Consider the following 15,677-nt stretch of genomic DNA (forward strand, 5'->3'; position numbering starts at 1 on the left):
TCGCACTCTGAGTAACTGGGTCAAACGACTTCAGCGGCTGAGTGGTTGCCCCGCCGCTATGCGCAGTCGGGCATCGACTACCGAGGGGTCGTCCGGGTCGGTTGTATCCTCCGGCACCAGCACGGACAGGATGCCCAGAATCGCCGCAGCAATGGGCGCGGCAAGCGCCACGCCGACGGGACCTGCGATGGCTGCAAGCAACAACTGCATGATCAGGGTGAGTGCAGGCGGAAGTCGAACGATGTTGCGCTCAAGCAACGGCGTGACCAGGTAGCCCTCAAGCGTAAAGACAATCGCAAAGACCAGAATCGCCAGAAGCCCTGTGGTTGGATTTTTGGCCAGTGCGAGTAACGCAGCGGGAATAACAGAGATGATTGGCCCCACATTGGGGATAAAGGTCATCAACGCCGCAATGATGCCCAGGGTACCGGCAAGCGGCACGCCAACAATCCACAAGCCGATGCTGATCAGAATGCCGACCATGGCCATGGAGATCAGTTTGGCAAGCACCCAGGAGCGCAGAATTTTGACTACGCTGGCCGCGCATGCGTCGAGCTTGGGACGATGGTGTATCGGCGTCACGTGGCGTAACCCGGCGTAATAAATGCCTGGTTCAGACGCAAAATAGATGCTGAGGATGAAGACAATCAGAACGCCGGCAAGTACCGTTGCGGAGCTGACGACGATGCCGCCGATGTGCGAGATCGCAAAGCTGAATCCGCTCGAAATCTGATCGGCTCCAGGCGTCTGGTGCAAAATCCATTGTCCCCACTGGTGGCTTTGCATCTGGGCCAGCAGTTGGCGAGCAGCCGCTGGTAGCTCCGTCTCCAGATCGGCGAATTGAAGCGCGGCATTCGGACCTTGAATCCAGATCAGCAGTGCGATCACGGCAAAAGCGACGAGAATAAATCCGGACAGGGCCACGCCCGTCTTGATTTTGAAGCGATTGTGGATCCATTCAGCAACAGCGGAGAGAAAAACTGCGCCAATGATAGAGGCAAACAGCAGAAGAAAAATGACTCTGCCAATCCAAAGAAAGGTCAGCGCCAAGCCAAAGGCGGTAGTCAGCAGCAGCACAAATGCGGCGCGGTTCCTGAACTCTTCATCTTTTGGCAAGCGTGTCGTTCTCCGATCGAGCGCAGTGGATACAGCAGTGAATACATCCACAACCCCTTGAGTCTATCTGATGCACATTTGTTGTGTGGGTTTGTTGGCTCTCTAGATTACTACGCTTTGTCCAAATCGGAAGTTCAGGCAGCCAGGGTCCATCTTCCTCGATGGAAGTGTCGACTATCCCACATGTGCTGTATGGATTGCAGCACATGTGGGAAATTCCAGCCACAGCATCATTCGTAGCTGCGGACCCATTCAAGTATGCTGCGGACGCCGAAGCCGCTGGGGCCTTTGGCGATGAAGGGTTTGGTGTCTTCGTACCAGGCCATTCCGGCGATGTCGAGGTGGATCCAGGGGGTTTCGCCCGCGAACACGTGGAGGAATTCAGCAGCGGTGACAGCACCGCCCCAGCGGCCGCCTGTGTTTTTGATATCGGCAATGTCGGAGCGGATCTGATCGTAGTATTCGTCGCCGAGAGGCAGGCGCCATACTTTTTCGCCGGAGATATCGAGGGCCTTATTTAGCTTCTCAAAGGTCTCGTCGTTGTTCGAAAAACCGCCAGCGTTGACCGGGCCGAGCGCCACAACGCAAGCGCCGGTGAGTGTCGCTGCATCGATGAGATGAGTGCAGCCAAGTTGGCGTGCGTAGGTCAGCCCGTCTGCGAGCACCAGGCGGCCTTCAGCGTCCGTGTTGATGATCTCGATGGTCTTGCCCGGCTCGTCGGCAGAGAAGGGCATTGCAGTCTGCACGTCGCCCGGCTTCTGCGCTTTGCCGTCAGGCATGTTTTCTGCGGAGCAAACGACGCTGATGACCTTGACCTTGGGCTTGATGCGTCCGATAGCGGCCATTGCGCCGAGCATGGCGGCTGAACCGGCCATATCGTACTTCATCAGCTCCATTTTATCGGCGGGCTTGATGGAGATTCCGCCAGTATCGAAGGTGATGCCTTTGCCGACCAGGCCGAGGACTGGGCCGGTATAAGTTTTGGGATCGTAGCCTTCAGGCTCGTACGTGAGAACGATCAGGGCAGGCGGCTCTTCTGAACCCTGGGAGACGCTCCAGAATGCACCCATCTTCAGCTCGTGCAGTTTTTCCGTCGAGTAGACCTCGGATTTGAGCCCGTTAGCGGCGGCCATGGCAGCAGCGCGCTGACCGAGGATCGTCGGTGTGAGCTTGTTGCCCGGCTCATTGACCAGTTCGCGAGCGAAGTTCTGGCTTTCCGCGACGATAATGCCCTCGGCATAGCCTGCTTTGACCGAGGCATTTTCCGCTCCCGATGCGGCCAGCGTGAAGGAGTGGACGCCCTGGTCCTTGCGATCGGAGCGATAGGTATCCGGATCGTAGTCGGCCAGCAGGGCGCCCTCGATGGCAGCGCGGGAGTTAGGGCCGGGTGGCAGAGAGGGTGTTTCCGGCAGCGCGAAGGTGACAGCGCGAATTCCGCGAGGCTTGGCAAAACGAACCGAGGTTCCGACGGCACTGCGGATTGCGTGCGCGGTTGCTTTTGTGGCCTTGCCTACGCCGACGAGCAGCAGGCGTTTGGCGGAGATGCCGGCAGGGGCATGCAACAGAAGAGTTTCATTTGCGTCGGCTTTGAACTCGCCGGAGGTCAGCACGGCGTTGGCAGCGGATTTGACCGCAGCGTCACCGGTCAGCAAAATGGGTTCGGGCCTGGCGTCTGGACCCTTGGCGGTCTGCGCGTCGGCGGCGATTACAACCAGCAGTTCGGTCTCAATTTGAGCGGGAGTCGCAAAGATCAGTTGTGTCTTCATGCCTGCCATTATTTCATTGCAGGCGGCGAGGATTCCTACCCTTGCCCATAAAAACAAAGGTGTGGCCACCGTGGAGCACCCGAAACCGTGGAGCGCCCGAATATGGCAGCAGGAATGTAAAAAAGCGCTAGCGGCCCATCTTGTGTTTATTTTCGTTGATGGCCGTGCGGGATTCGCGGTCTGCTTCGCGGCGCTTTTCAGTTTCTCGCTTGTCCCATTCCTGCTTGCCCTTGGCGACAGCCAGCTCGCATTTCACGCGCCCATTGCGGAAATAGAGCCGCACCGGGATGAGCGTATGCCCCTTGACCTGCGTCTTGATGAGTAGCTTGCGGACTTCTTCCTTATGCATGAGCAGTTTGCGGGTCCGCAGCGCGTCGTGGTTCTGGATATTTCCGTGGGAGTAAGGGCCGATATGTACGTTAAGCAGAAACGCTTCGCCATCCTTAATGAGGCCGTAAGCGTCTTTCAGGTTGGCCTGTCCCTCCCGGATGGACTTGACCTCGGTCCCGCGCAGGGCGACGCCTGCTTCGATTTTTTCCACCAGAAAGTAGTTGTAGCTGGCGCTGCGGTTATGCGCAGCATCCCGCTCGCCGCTGGCGACGGGGTCGCGTGGCTTGGCGGCTTTGGTGGTCGGTTTGACCGCGGCGGCGATCGTGTAACTTGTCTGGCGCGACATCGCGAAAATTCCTCGAATCTCAATCGTAGCACCGGTATGAATTCGGCACTGTGGTTTGCAGCCGCTGTTCGCGGGTCCCGCCATCAATCTGGAACGGAGCTTTGCTAGAATGGGGCATCGCTGGAGCAGAGTTTTCCATCATGTCAGGCTCATCCGGCATGAAGCTGGGACTGACACGGAGAGGCATGAGCCGGATAGTACAGTCCAGCCTGAGGGCCGGTTTTCCGCGGTGTACTTAAAGATGAAATCTGGTCCCGAAACGATGCATTGGAGTTTGATGAACCGCCTCGCTATCCCGCACAAAGTTTACCGAATCGCTGCTGTAAGTCTTGTGGCGTCCACATTGGTACTTAGTACCATTTCGGTCCCTGTCGCAGCAGCGGAGTCCGCGAAAGCCCTTTTTAACCGCGGCCAGGCTGACGAAGCCAAAGAGGACTACGACGGCGCTTACGAGGCCTTCAAGAAGGCATATGCCAGGAAGCCGGACGATCTCCGTTACCGCACGGCCTTTTATCGGCTGCGGCAGATTGCCTCATCCGATCATGTGACGAAGGGTCGCAAGCTTCTCGCCCAGGGAAATGACAATGGTGCTTTGGAAGAGTTCCTTCGCGCCTCGTCGATCGACCCGGGTAACGAGGCGGCTATCCAGGAAGTCTCCCACCTGCGCGCGCATCAGGCGCTGCTGCTTCCCAAGGGTGAGAGCAGCGAAAATCCGACAGAAGCTTCTCCGATGGAGGACATCGCTTCTCCGGTAGAGCTCAAGCCAGTCTCGAATGATCCGTTGACGCTGCGCTATTCGGAAGACGCCAAGGTTGTTTACCAGGCGATTGGCAAGGCCGCGGGCATCAACATTCTCTTTGACCCGGACTATAACTCCAAGCACGTCCAGGTCGATCTCACCAACGTATCCCTCATGGATGCTCTGCACATCGTGGGTACGATGTCCAACACCTTCTGGCGACCGGTGACGACGAACACTATTTTTGTTGCCGCCAATAGCCCCACAAAACACCGGGATTTGGAAGAGCAGGCCGTACAGACGTTTTATCTCTCCAACGCGTGGCAGCCAAATGATCTGAACGATGTGCAGACCGCTCTGCGCAATGTGCTGGCCAGCACGACGATCAAAATCTTCGGCGTACCCAGCCAGAATGCCATTGTGGTACGTGCTACTCCGGATGAATTGATGATGGCGCAAAAGGTCATCAACGATCTCGACAAGGCGCGGCCAGAGGTTGTAGTGGATGTCGCGATCATGGAAGTGGATAAGGACAAGCTGCGCAATATCGGCTTGAGCTGGCCGGGCAGTATTGGCTTCCAGTTGCAGCCTCCGAGCACCTCCGGTACCTCGACTACAACCACGAATGCGGATGGAAGTACTTCCAGCACGACCGGGTCGCTCACCCTGAACAATCTGGCAAATCTCAACGCCAACGATTTTGCCGTGACTGTCAGCGCGGCTACAGCCAACCTGCTGTTGACGGATTCGGAAGGCAAGATCCTGCAGAATCCCCGCATTCGTGCGACGGACGGGCAGAAGGCGACAATGAAGATCGGTCAGCGTATCCCGATTGCGACTGGTTCGTATCAGACGGGTGCGGCGACGGCTATTACCAGCTCGCTTGTGAACACGCAGTTCCAGTACATCGACGTCGGCGTAAATATCGAGATGACGCCTACGGTTCACTATGACCATGACATCACCCTCAAGTTGAAGATCGAGGACAGCTCTGAGGCCAATAACGTGACCATTAGCGGTGTCACCGAGCCGATCATTGCCCAGAAAACCTCGGAGCAGACAATCCGGTTGCGTGAGGGTGAGGCAACTGTTCTGGCTGGCATTCTCAACAAGCAGGATCTTGTCAGCACAACTGGAATTCCTGGATTGAGCGAACTTCCGCTGCTCAAGTATGTATTCGGCTCCAAGTCGCACGAAGTTATCGACGATGAGATTGTCTTCGTACTGGTTCCGCACATTGTTCGCGAGCAGGAGATCTCCCCGCTGAACCGTCGCATGATTGATGTTGGCACGGGGCAGACGATTGATCTGCGGCGTGTTTCCAGCACCTCCATCGCACCGGGTAGCGGCAATCCTGCGGCGAAACCGGCTGCAGGCCGTCCGCGTACATCGGTTGGCGGAGGCATTGGTCCTCTGACCGGTCAAACGGCTGAGGCTGCATTGCCCTCAGCGTTAGCCCAGCTTCGCAAGGGAATCGACGGAGATGTGCCAGGCAAAGATGTAGCAGCAACTCCGGCTACAACTCCAGTTCCGACTCCCGGCGCAACCCCGGCACCGGCTGCTGCCGTCGCTGCTGCGGGACCACCGGTTAACTTCGTTCTGCAGCCCTCGTCGGCACCTCTGGCGGCTGGCTCGGTCTTCCCAGTCCAGGTGATGCTCAACGGTGCGCATGATGTTTCTTCGGCTCCGTTGCAGATCAAGTACGACGCCACCAAGCTGACGCTGCTCAACGTAGACTCAGGCGATCTGCTTGGCAAAGATGGGCAGGCAGTTGCCTTAGTCCATCGCGACGATGGTCCGGGCATGATCACCGTGGTTGCTTCCAGGCCTCCGGGAGTGCCTGGCATTACAGGATCGGGTTCGGTCTGCGTGCTCAGCTTCCAGGCCAAGGTAGCTGGTGAAACCGACCTGACGTTTGCGCGTCCAAGTGCGCTCGACTCGGCACAACACCAGATTCCGACGACCGCGCAGAATGCTCACATCGTGGTGAAGTAGAGGGTGGAACAGGAAATGCGACGGTTTCTTCATCTCCGGTTTTTCCGCATCAGGCATGCGCGGCGCAGCGAAGCCGGATTGACGCTGGTGGAGTTGATCGTGACCGTCGCCATCCTGGGGATTCTGGCTTCAGTTGCTGTTCCTATTGCTCGATTCAAGATTCAGCGCGAGAAAGAACGCGAGTTGCGCTATGACCTGTGGCAGATGCGTGACGCGATCGACCACTACAAGGATGCGGCCGATCGGGGAGCATTCCAGACCAAGGTAGATAGTCAGAACTATCCGCCCGACCTGGAAGAGTTGACCAAGGGAATTGATGTGCAGGGCAAGAAGGTCAGGTTCCTGCGCAAGATTCCCGTAGACCCGATGACAGGCAAAGCGGAATGGGGATTGCACTCGATGCAGGACGATCCCAAGAGTGATTCTTACGGTGGGCAGAGCGTCTTCGACGTCTACTCAAAATCCACGGGAACGGCACTGGACGGGACCAAATATTCGGATTGGTAGAGCCAATGATGACGCGTAGAAAAATTCGGAGTAAGGCGAGCCGCGAGACTGGATTCACGTTGATGGAGCTGATGATCGTCATGCTCATCATCGGCGTACTCATGGCGATCGCCATCCCCAACTACATCTCGGCGATCAAGGCGGCCAGGGAATCCGTGCTGAAAGAGGATCTGCATGTCATTCGCGGGGCTATCGACGCCTTTACGATGGATAAGCAGAAGGCTCCGCAGTCGCTACAGGATCTGGTGGACTCCGGATATCTGAAGGCGATTCCGATGGATCCGATGACCCGCTCCACCGATACTTGGGTGACCGATACGAGCGATGCTCTTACCTCTGTCGATCAGAGTGAGCCGGGCATTTCGGATGTTCACTCAGGTGACCAGGAGCTGGGCAGCGATGGCCAGGCATACTCTACCTGGTAAACCTTGCCTGGTATGTCTTACCTGATCGGTCTTGCGCAGGGACAGCTTGTTCTCAGTGGACGTAGACTTGGGTCATGCCTCCTGAATTCACAGATTCGCGCGACAATCCTATAGCGGCCATCTATGGGCTTTATACCTCGTTGGTGCAGAGCTGTGCGCTGGATTCCAGGTATAGCCTGGGTGGCAAGCTGATCTTCGCCGGAGGTCTGGAGGGCGATGCGAAAGATCTGCTTTTCGCGGCGAATATCGCCGGAGCAGCTTCGCTTGCAGCCGCTGCCGATCCCGCAGTGCAGCGGCAGGCGATTCGCGATGGGGCTGTTGATTTTCTGGTTACTTCTCTGGAAGAGGCTTTGCGCATTCTCAAGAATGAAATTCGCAAGCAGCAGGCCGTTTCTGTGGGAGTCGGAGTCGATCCTGGCCAGTTGGCCGAAGCCATGCTGGATCGCGGTGTCTTACCGGACTTGCTCCCTCCGCTACCTTGGTCTGAGTTAAGCGAAGAGCATCGCCGCCGTTTTCAGGCAGATGGTTCTCGGCCGCTAACGTTGCTGAGAGAATCGCAACACCGGTTCGTCAGGTGGAATGTCGATCGGGAGTTTGTACGTTGGCTGCCCAGGCTGGATGCATGTCTTCAGGCAGTCATCCCAGTTGAGGATTTAGCGCGGCGAAGATGGCTGCGGCTCGCTCCAAAGTATCTGGGACGCATGGCGCAGCGCGTGCATGGGATAGCGCTTACTGACACGGAGATCAGCCAGTTTCGTGAGCAGGCCGCAGCATTGCTTCAGCAGCATTTGGAAGACGCCACCGCTGACAACCATCCAATTCAAATAAGAATAGACGGCATGCTGGTTGGGTAGATTCAGATCGATTTAGATGGTTATTTGTGGGTCAGTTCAGCAGCATCTTCAATCCGCTTCCAAAGATCCTTCAGCCCGGCGCCGGTCTTGGATGAGAGGAACATCAGGTCATCCAACTCAAGATCGCGCTTGAGGGCGGCGAGTTTGCGCGTTCGTTCGTTGCCGCTTTGCTTATCGACCTTGGTGCCGACGACGGCAAAGTTGCGCCCCTCGTGCCGCAGCCAGTTGATGAGCTGTATATCGCTTTCCTGCGCAGGTATGTTGGAGTCGATCAGGCAGATGCACAGTGCAAGCTGTTCGCGCTCGGCAAGATAGGGTTCGATGAAAGCAGGCCAGCCGGCGGAGATTGACTTTGAGATTTTGGCGTAGCCGTAGCCGGGCAGATCGGCAAAGATCACCTTGTGCCGTCCCACCGATCCTTCATCCGCCAGGGCAAAGAAATTGATGGCGCGCGTGCGGCCCGGTGTTGAAGAGACTTTAGCCGCTTTTTCGCCGACGAGGGCATTCAGCAGGCTGGATTTGCCCACGTTCGAGCGCCCCAGAAAAGCTATCTCTGGAGTCGACGAATTGGGGAACTGTGCGGCATCCATTGCCGAGAGCAGAAACTGTGTTTGATAGCGCATAGGAAAATCGAAGAGATCTGAGCCAGAGATATTTTCTAGTTAGCCGTTTCTCTAGCTTGTCGTTCTCCAGTTCTAAGGATACAGGAGATGCAGGTTCGCGCTTTCTCCGGACAATCTCTAGTCAGATGAAGTGCTCACAGATCGGAAAATGGATCGTGAATCGACGGATGACCTTCCCCTGATTTGTCCGTTCCGTTAGAGATCTCGAGGTCGTAGTTGACCACGAATTTGTTCATGAAAACTTCAGAGCGCCATGGTGCGTTGGGGTCGGTCGAGCCATTGTTTGGCGGCAGAATTTGCCGGTCAACTTCGGGGCTTCCAGGAATGGTCCACCGATATTCACTGCGGAATTTTCGGCTGCAGGCGGAGTAGAGCGAGAGGGTCAGCATCCATTGGCCATCGGCCTGGTCGGAATGATCGACGGGATCGACATGACGGATGCTTTCGTGGACCTGAATTCCACCATCCTTTGCTCGCTGAAGAATGGAGCCGAAGGTATCTATCCCCAGCTCCACGCCATCCAGAGTCTTGAATATGTGTCCAGGATTCATGTCCACGCTTACGAAGTTCGAAGAACTTTCAAGGCCAAAGTTGCTGTCCGTGAGCGTGTAGGGGTAAAGATCCCAGGTTACGGGGCCGTTCTTGTCGCGTTCCGATTCTTTGCCATATACGGCTCGGAATTGTTCTATCGATGAGCCCGGAAGGACACGAGGTTCGAGAATCTCTCCAGGGCGAACCAGGAAATCCCGGTCGCAGCCCGCTACGTGGAGTGGTTTCAGATTTTGCGGCGGAGCGTTGGAGTGCGACGGTTTCTCGTTAGCGGAGTGAAGCTGGCCGTGGAGTACTGCACGAGGCCGCGCCCACCAGATCAGATACGCTCCTCCTGCGAGGACGAACAATAAAATCGCAATGATCCACGGCAGAGGTTTGGTCATTTTGACATCTCTTGGAAATTCTAACGGACGGACTAAACCAGAAGCTGAGCCGGAAGCTAAACCAGAAACAGCTATGCCCAACCCTTGCCGATCGTCCGGCTAAGATTGGGCATAACGTTATTGACTGCTTGAGCGCTTACTGACGAGCTACCTGGCCGGAACCTAAATCTCCGGTCGGAATTGTCGCCATCGATTCCGCATCAGGCTCGATCAGAGCGGTGAGCGGAGACTCAAGCGCAATCCGAAGAACTTCGTCCATTTGATCGACGAAATGCAGCTTCATTGCGGACTTGAGGCCCTCGGGAAGGTCATGCGTATCCTTCTCGTTGGCTGCCGGCAGGATGACTTCAAAGACGCCTGCACGCTGGGCCGCCAGCAACTTTTCTTTCAATCCACCGATGGGCAGAACCTTGCCGCGCAGGGTGATTTCGCCGGTCATGGCGATATCGCGGCGAACGGGAATCTTCGCCAGGGCACTGGCCAGAGCCGTCGCCATGGTGATTCCGGCCGAGGGGCCGTCCTTGGGAATTGCGCCCTCAGGCACATGCAGGTGGATGTCCAGGTTGCGATAGAAATCGCGTGGAAGTCCAAGCGCGTGCGCCTTGCCGCGAATGTAGCTGAGTGCGGCCTGGGCCGACTCCTGCATGACATCGCCGAGTTGACCGGTGATGGTCAGCTTACCCTTGCCGTCCAAAATCTGGACCTCAGTAGTAAGGATGCTGCCGCCAACTTCCGTCCATGCGAGGCCGGTGACCAAGCCGATTTCGCTTTTTTCGTGGACTTCAGAATCGCGGAAGCGAGCCACGCCGAGAAACTCGTGGATATTGGCTCCGGTGATCTCCTCGGTGTGCTTGGCGCCGTTCTTGACGACACGGCGAGCTACCTTGCGGCAGAGATTACCGATTTCGCGCTCAAGGTTGCGAACGCCCGCCTCGCGAGTGTAGTGGCGGATGATGGCCAGAATCGCATCATCGTGGAAGGAGATGTTCTTCTCGGTCAGGCCAGTGGCTTCACGCTGCTTTTTGAGCAGGTAATTGCGGGCGATTTCGAGCTTTTCGACCTCGGTATAGCCATGCAGGCGCAGGATTTCCATGCGGTCCTGCAATGGCGCCGGAATGGTGTGCAGCACGTTCGCCGTAGCTACAAACAGCACTTCCGAGAGGTCGTAGTCGACGTCGAGGTAGTGATCCTGGAACGTGGTGTTCTGTTCCGGGTCGAGAACTTCGAGCAGAGCGGATGCCGGGTCGCCACGGAAGTCCGAAGCCATCTTGTCTACTTCGTCCAGCAGGAAGACAGGATTCTTGGTGCCGGCTTTTTTCATGGCCTGGATAATCTGGCCGGGTAGGGCCCCTATGTAGGTGCGGCGATGGCCACGAATCTCGGCCTCATCCCGTACACCGCCAAGCGAGAGGCGCACAAATTTGCGTCCCGTTGCCTTGGCAATCGACATGCCGAGCGAGGTTTTGCCTACGCCCGGAGGTCCAGCGAAGCAGAGAATCGACCCCTTCGGATTTTTGACCAACTGACGCACCGCGAGGAACTCAAGGATACGCTCCTTGATCTTTTCCAGGCCGTAGTGGTCTTCGTTCAGGACTTTTTCAGCATGCTCGACGCTGCGCGTTTCCTTGGATTTTTTCTTCCACGGCACGGCAAGTAGCCAGTCGAGATAGTTGCGGCTTACGGTCGATTCGGCAGACATGGGAGGCATCGCTTCAAGCTTTTTGAGCTCCTGGATAGCCTTTTCCATCACTTCCTTGTTCATGCCGGAAGTTTCGATCTTCTTTTTCAGCTCGTCGAACTCGTTCTTTTCGCCGCGGCCCAGTTCCTTTTGGATGGCCTTGATCTTTTCGTTGAGGTAATACTCTTTCTGGGCGCGCTCCATCTGCCGCTTTACGCGGGACTGGATGTTGCGGTCCATATCGAGCTTTTCGATTTCAACGTCGAGTACGTCGGCGATGCGAGCGAGGCGGGCAGCCGGGTCAAAGATGCCAAGCAGTTCCTGCTTTTCTTCAATGCCAAGTTGCAGATTGGCAGCGATGACGTCGGAGAGCTTCGCAGGCTCATCCATGCGCACGCTGGCGATCATCGTCTCGTAGTTAAGGGACTGCTGCAGTTTGACGTAGCTCTCAAAGAGAGTCGTTACGCGTTGCATCAGGGCCTCTGAGCCGGGTGTCATCTCAAAATTCGATTTGCCTTTGCGCACGGTGGCTACGAAGAAACCGTCTGTGTCGGTGATTTCAGATGATTTGGCGCGCTCTACGCCTTCGACCAGCACCTTGATGTTGCCATCCGGCATTTTGACGCTCTGGACGATATTGCAGATGGTGCCAACCTGGTAGATCTCTTTGGCTTTGGGCTCGTCCACGCTGGCATCGTGCTGTGTAGCCAGAAATATCTTGCGGTCGCCGTTCAAAGCCTCTTCAAGTGAGCGAACGCTTGATTCGCGGCCCACTACAAAGGGCGTCACCATGTACGGGAAGATAACCATGTCCCGAATGGGCATCATGGGCAGTTTGCGTGATTCGTTTTTTTCGCGGGTGGTGGTCATTGAGCCCTCATTGACGTTAGATGCGGCGAGACGGCTGAGGCTTCAGGACGCGCTGCGGTTCTAATCATTTGATTGTATAACCGACTGGGTTTAAGAACAGAAGATACACGTTTTAGGACGCCCCGGCTTACGATTCGCGTGAGTAGAAACAGCTTCGCAGCCAGCAAGTCCTGCTCAGCGAGTCCTGCTCAGGAACGGGTATGTTTTCTCTTAAATCCCCGGTACTGTATCTCGATACTGCGCCCAGCCCCGAATCAACTCGGCGGCGACGACGTGCCCCACCGTATAGGCAGAATCGAGCGACGGCAAAAAAGCTCCATAGCGACCGGTATGCTGGCTGGCCAGGCTGGCCGCGGCATCGAGACCGTTTGGCTGCTGGTCAAAGTTGCTGACCGCCCTCAGTACCAGGATCCTCTTCGGGTCAACGCGCCCCGCATGTTCCAGCAGTTGCAGAGATTGCAGCGTCCCCGAGTCTTCCATCGCCGTAGTTGCAAACCGCCCCTGGCCATTTGTGAAATAGCTCATCCACTGCTGCGCCCACTGATCCATCAGCTTTCCATGCCAGTAGGTCGAGGCGGAAACTTCATCTCCCAGCAGTACGCGGGGTGGATCATGCGCCACGGCACCGTTGAAATGTCCGCGAATCTCCCGCAGGCTGTCGGAATCCTTCAGCGGCACATCTTTCGTGAGTCCGTAGGCCCACATCGTTAACCCGTGATTGGTCTGATAAACCTGGCCGGCATCGGGTTGAGCCGGGCTTTCGAAGGGGGAAATCTTGCGTAGCGGCAGTATGCCTGTTGCCCAACCGGCGGGCATCTCCCGCGCGTCAATCTCATGCGCCAGGTCACCATCCACTATCCAGTTGGCCCACACTGCCGAGGCCAGTGAAGTAGTATCGGGACTGCCCCCGGCGATTCCCGCGATTATCCAGTAGGCATGGCTCAGGTCGAAGCGGGGATCGAGGCCAAGAGCCATAATCGTCGAGGCTGCGTGTGCCGTTCCCTGGCCGGTTACGATGGCGAGTTCTCCATCGGCATTCATGCGTGCATCGTGAAAGGCCGCGGGAAGAGGGAAGACCTGCTCCAAATGGTCGTTGACCACCCAGTTCTGTAACTCTCCAGGCTTGTCGCCGCGATCTTTGCCGGATTCAAACATGGTTACCACCACTACTTTGACCGGGATCGGTGCGGCATTCTTCGGCCGTGTAGGGGGCACCACCAACAATAGAAATATTAGAACTGTAAGCGATCGAGTAAGAATATTGGTGTACACAATTCCAATCATAATGTACCTCGAATCGGAAAGAATGCGACTCTACCGCGGATGGTCCGATAGCTTCGCGAATAGCCCCATCTGCCACAAACAAGAGCCGCTTTTCCGAAGAAAAAGCGGCTCTTGTTTGTGGTGCCATCTATATCGAAAGCAAAATGCTTCAGTCAAATCTTACAAAACCGACATTAGCCAGCTTTTTCGAGGAGCGAAAGCGACAGATCGCGGCGTTCGACCATATCTTTTGTAATTTCAAGGTCGCGAACGCGTTTGTTGCTGGGCAGGTGGTACATCAGATCCAGCATCAACTCTTCGAGAATCATGCGTAGTCCGCGCGCGCCGACCTTGCGGTGCAATGCTTCGCGTGCCACGGCGCTGGTTGCGTCCGGAGTGAAGTGCAGATGTACATTCTCGTATTCAAAGAGGCGCTGATACTGCTTGAGAATTGCATTCTTGGGCTTGGTGAGAATCTCGACCAGAGCGGCTTCGTCCAGTTCATCGAGAACGCCCATGACAGGCAGGCGGCCAACGAACTCGGGAATCAGGCCGAATTTGATGAGGTCCTGAGGCTCGGTCTGGCGCAACAGTTCTGTATCGCGCAGGGAGCGGATCGTCATGGCTGCTTCGGTCTCGCCCTCGCCTGGGACTTTGAAGCCGAGAGCTTTCTTGCCGACGCGGCGTCCGATGATGCGCTCGATGCCGACAAACGCTCCACCGCAGATGAAAAGAATGTTGGTGGTGTCAACAGCAGTAAATTCCTGGTGGGGATGCTTGCGTCCACCCTGGGGCGGAACGTTGGCAACGGTGCCCTCAAGAATCTTGAGCAGCGCCTGCTGTACGCCTTCGCCGGAGACATCGCGGGTGATCGACGGATTCTCGTCCTTGCGGCCGATCTTGTCGATTTCGTCGATGTAGATGATGCCGGTCTGGGCGCGGGCGACGTCGCCGTCTGCGGCCTGCAGCAGCTTGAGAATGATGTTTTCAACATCCTCGCCGACATAACCAGCTTCGGTGAGCGTGGTGGCATCAACGATTGCAAAGGGAACATCGAGCATCTTGGCCAGGGTATGCGCCAGCAGAGTTTTGCCGGAGCCGGTCGGGCCGATGAGCAGGATGTTGGACTTGGAGAGTTCGATCTCGTTGTTGCGCACACGGTTCATCTGGATGCGCTTGTAGTGGTTGTAAACCGCCACGGCCAGCTTTTTCTTGGTCTGGTCCTGGCCGATGACGTACTCATCGAGAAAGGTTTTGACATCCTGCGGTTTAGGCAGGTGTGCCGGGGAAGTAGTTGGGTGAGCTTCGCCGCGGTCATCCTCAAGGATCGAGTTGCAGACCCCCACGCATTCATCGCAGATGTATGCGCGCGGATAATCACTCGGTGATGAGATGAGCTTGGCCACAGCGTCCTGCGATTTATGGCAGAACGAGCAGCGCAGTGTGTCTTCAGGTCCCGTGCGCGTTTTCATCAGAACTACTTCCTCCGGAGAAAATGGAGCTTTTGCTTAAGTGCGAGGCCGGTCGATGATTTCGTCGAGGATGCCATATTCTTTGGCTTGCTGGGCGGTCATGATGAAGTCGCGCTCAACATCGCGTTCGATCCGGTCGAGGCTTTGGCCCGTGTGCTTGGCCATCAGCGTGTTGGTGATTTCACGAATCCGCAGGATCTCACGAGCATGAATATCGATGTCCGTGGCCTGCCCACTCAGTCCGCCCATGGAGGGCTGATGAATCAGGATGCGTGAGTTAGGCAACGCAAACCGCTTGCCTTTTGTTCCCGACAGCAACAGGAAAGCACCCATGCTGGCAGCTTGCCCGATGCAGTAAGTGACGACGTTGTTCTTGATGAACTGCATCGTATCGTAAATGGCGAGACCGGCTGTGATGGAACCGCCGGGAGAGTTGATGTAGAGCTGGATGTCCTTCTCTGGGTCCTCACCGGAGAGGAACAGCATTTGCGCAACGATAAGGTTGGCAATCTGGTCGTCGATCGGAGTTCCAAGGAAGATGATGTTATCGCGGAGCAGACGGGAGTAAATGTCGTAGGCGCGTTCGCCTCGGCTCGTCTGCTCGACCACCATGGGGACTAGTGCCATTGCGCTATTCTCTCACTTTGCATCGGTGCCTGGTGGGGCTCCGGGGTGATTATCTTCCCGGGCTGACTTACTTTCGGCAGCCCGGCTTTGCCACTTTGGTTTTGCCAGCCCCCGAATCTTTCCAGTTGCTG

At 56.4% G+C, this 15,677-nt stretch carries 13 protein-coding genes; 4 read left to right on the top strand and 9 right to left on the bottom strand.

Annotated features, from left to right (window positions below; all coding sequences use genetic code 11):
* Positions 1–30: 30 nt before the first annotated feature.
* The 3 genes from OHL19_RS08390 to smpB all read right to left on the bottom strand — a co-directional run bounded on the left by OHL19_RS08390 (position 31) and on the right by smpB (position 3,558).
* Positions 31–1,116, bottom strand: a complete 1,086-nt coding sequence (locus OHL19_RS08390) for an AI-2E family transporter (RefSeq protein WP_263357191.1) — start codon at positions 1,114–1,116, stop codon at positions 31–33.
* Positions 1,117–1,346: 230 nt separating this feature from the next.
* Entirely contained in the window at positions 1,347–2,882 is a 1,536-nt protein-coding gene (locus OHL19_RS08395; protein ID WP_263357192.1) for a leucyl aminopeptidase, read from the bottom strand.
* A 127-nt stretch (positions 2,883–3,009) separates the two neighbouring features.
* Positions 3,010–3,558: an SsrA-binding protein SmpB gene (gene smpB, locus OHL19_RS08400; protein WP_263357193.1), complete on the bottom strand. Its 549-nt coding sequence runs from the start codon at positions 3,556–3,558 to the stop codon at positions 3,010–3,012.
* A gap of 277 nt (positions 3,559–3,835) precedes the next feature.
* On the opposite strand from smpB, the gene OHL19_RS08405 reads away from it, so the two are divergent.
* From OHL19_RS08405 to OHL19_RS08420, 4 genes are all read left to right on the top strand, one after another.
* Positions 3,836–6,292 carry a cohesin domain-containing protein gene (locus OHL19_RS08405; protein WP_263357194.1) on the top strand — a complete coding sequence of 819 codons (2,457 nt, stop codon included), beginning with the start codon at positions 3,836–3,838 and terminating at the stop codon, positions 6,290–6,292.
* A gap of 15 nt (positions 6,293–6,307) precedes the next feature.
* On the top strand, positions 6,308–6,799 hold the full coding sequence (locus tag OHL19_RS08410; protein WP_263357195.1) for a type II secretion system protein: 492 nt from the start codon (positions 6,308–6,310) through the stop codon (positions 6,797–6,799).
* A 5-nt stretch (positions 6,800–6,804) separates the two neighbouring features.
* Positions 6,805–7,224 carry a competence type IV pilus major pilin ComGC gene (locus OHL19_RS08415; protein ID WP_263357196.1) on the top strand — a complete coding sequence of 140 codons (420 nt, stop codon included), beginning with the start codon at positions 6,805–6,807 and terminating at the stop codon, positions 7,222–7,224.
* Between the two features lie 74 nt (positions 7,225–7,298).
* The gene (locus OHL19_RS08420; protein ID WP_263357197.1) at positions 7,299–8,078 is read left to right on the top strand and encodes a hypothetical protein; all 780 of its coding nucleotides are present in this window, start codon (positions 7,299–7,301) and stop codon (positions 8,076–8,078) included.
* Between the two features lie 20 nt (positions 8,079–8,098).
* On the opposite strand, the gene yihA is transcribed toward OHL19_RS08420, so the two are convergent.
* From yihA to clpP, 6 genes are all read right to left on the bottom strand, one after another.
* Positions 8,099–8,701 (bottom strand): ribosome biogenesis GTP-binding protein YihA/YsxC, encoded by a 603-nt coding sequence (gene yihA / locus OHL19_RS08425; RefSeq protein ID WP_263357198.1) that lies wholly within the window; start codon positions 8,699–8,701, stop codon positions 8,099–8,101.
* A 134-nt stretch (positions 8,702–8,835) separates the two neighbouring features.
* A complete protein-coding gene (locus tag OHL19_RS08430; RefSeq protein ID WP_263357199.1) occupies positions 8,836–9,636 on the bottom strand; it encodes a hypothetical protein in 801 nt (266 codons plus the stop codon).
* Between the two features lie 136 nt (positions 9,637–9,772).
* On the bottom strand, positions 9,773–12,184 hold the full coding sequence (gene lon, locus OHL19_RS08435; RefSeq protein ID WP_263357200.1) for an endopeptidase La: 2,412 nt from the start codon (positions 12,182–12,184) through the stop codon (positions 9,773–9,775).
* Between the two features lie 210 nt (positions 12,185–12,394).
* On the bottom strand, positions 12,395–13,468 hold the full coding sequence (locus tag OHL19_RS08440) for a purine-nucleoside phosphorylase (RefSeq protein WP_263357201.1): 1,074 nt from the start codon (positions 13,466–13,468) through the stop codon (positions 12,395–12,397).
* 173 nt (positions 13,469–13,641) lie between these two features.
* Positions 13,642–14,919, bottom strand: coding sequence for an ATP-dependent Clp protease ATP-binding subunit ClpX (clpX, locus tag OHL19_RS08445; RefSeq protein WP_263357202.1), 1,278 nt, complete (start codon positions 14,917–14,919; stop codon positions 13,642–13,644).
* Between the two features lie 36 nt (positions 14,920–14,955).
* Positions 14,956–15,546, bottom strand: a complete 591-nt coding sequence (gene clpP / locus OHL19_RS08450) for an ATP-dependent Clp endopeptidase proteolytic subunit ClpP (RefSeq protein WP_263357203.1) — start codon at positions 15,544–15,546, stop codon at positions 14,956–14,958.
* Positions 15,547–15,677 lie beyond the last annotated feature (131 nt).

Origin of the sequence: Acidicapsa ligni, assembly GCF_025685655.1 — a bacterium.
Lineage (GTDB): Bacteria > Acidobacteriota > Terriglobia > Terriglobales > Acidobacteriaceae > Acidicapsa > Acidicapsa ligni.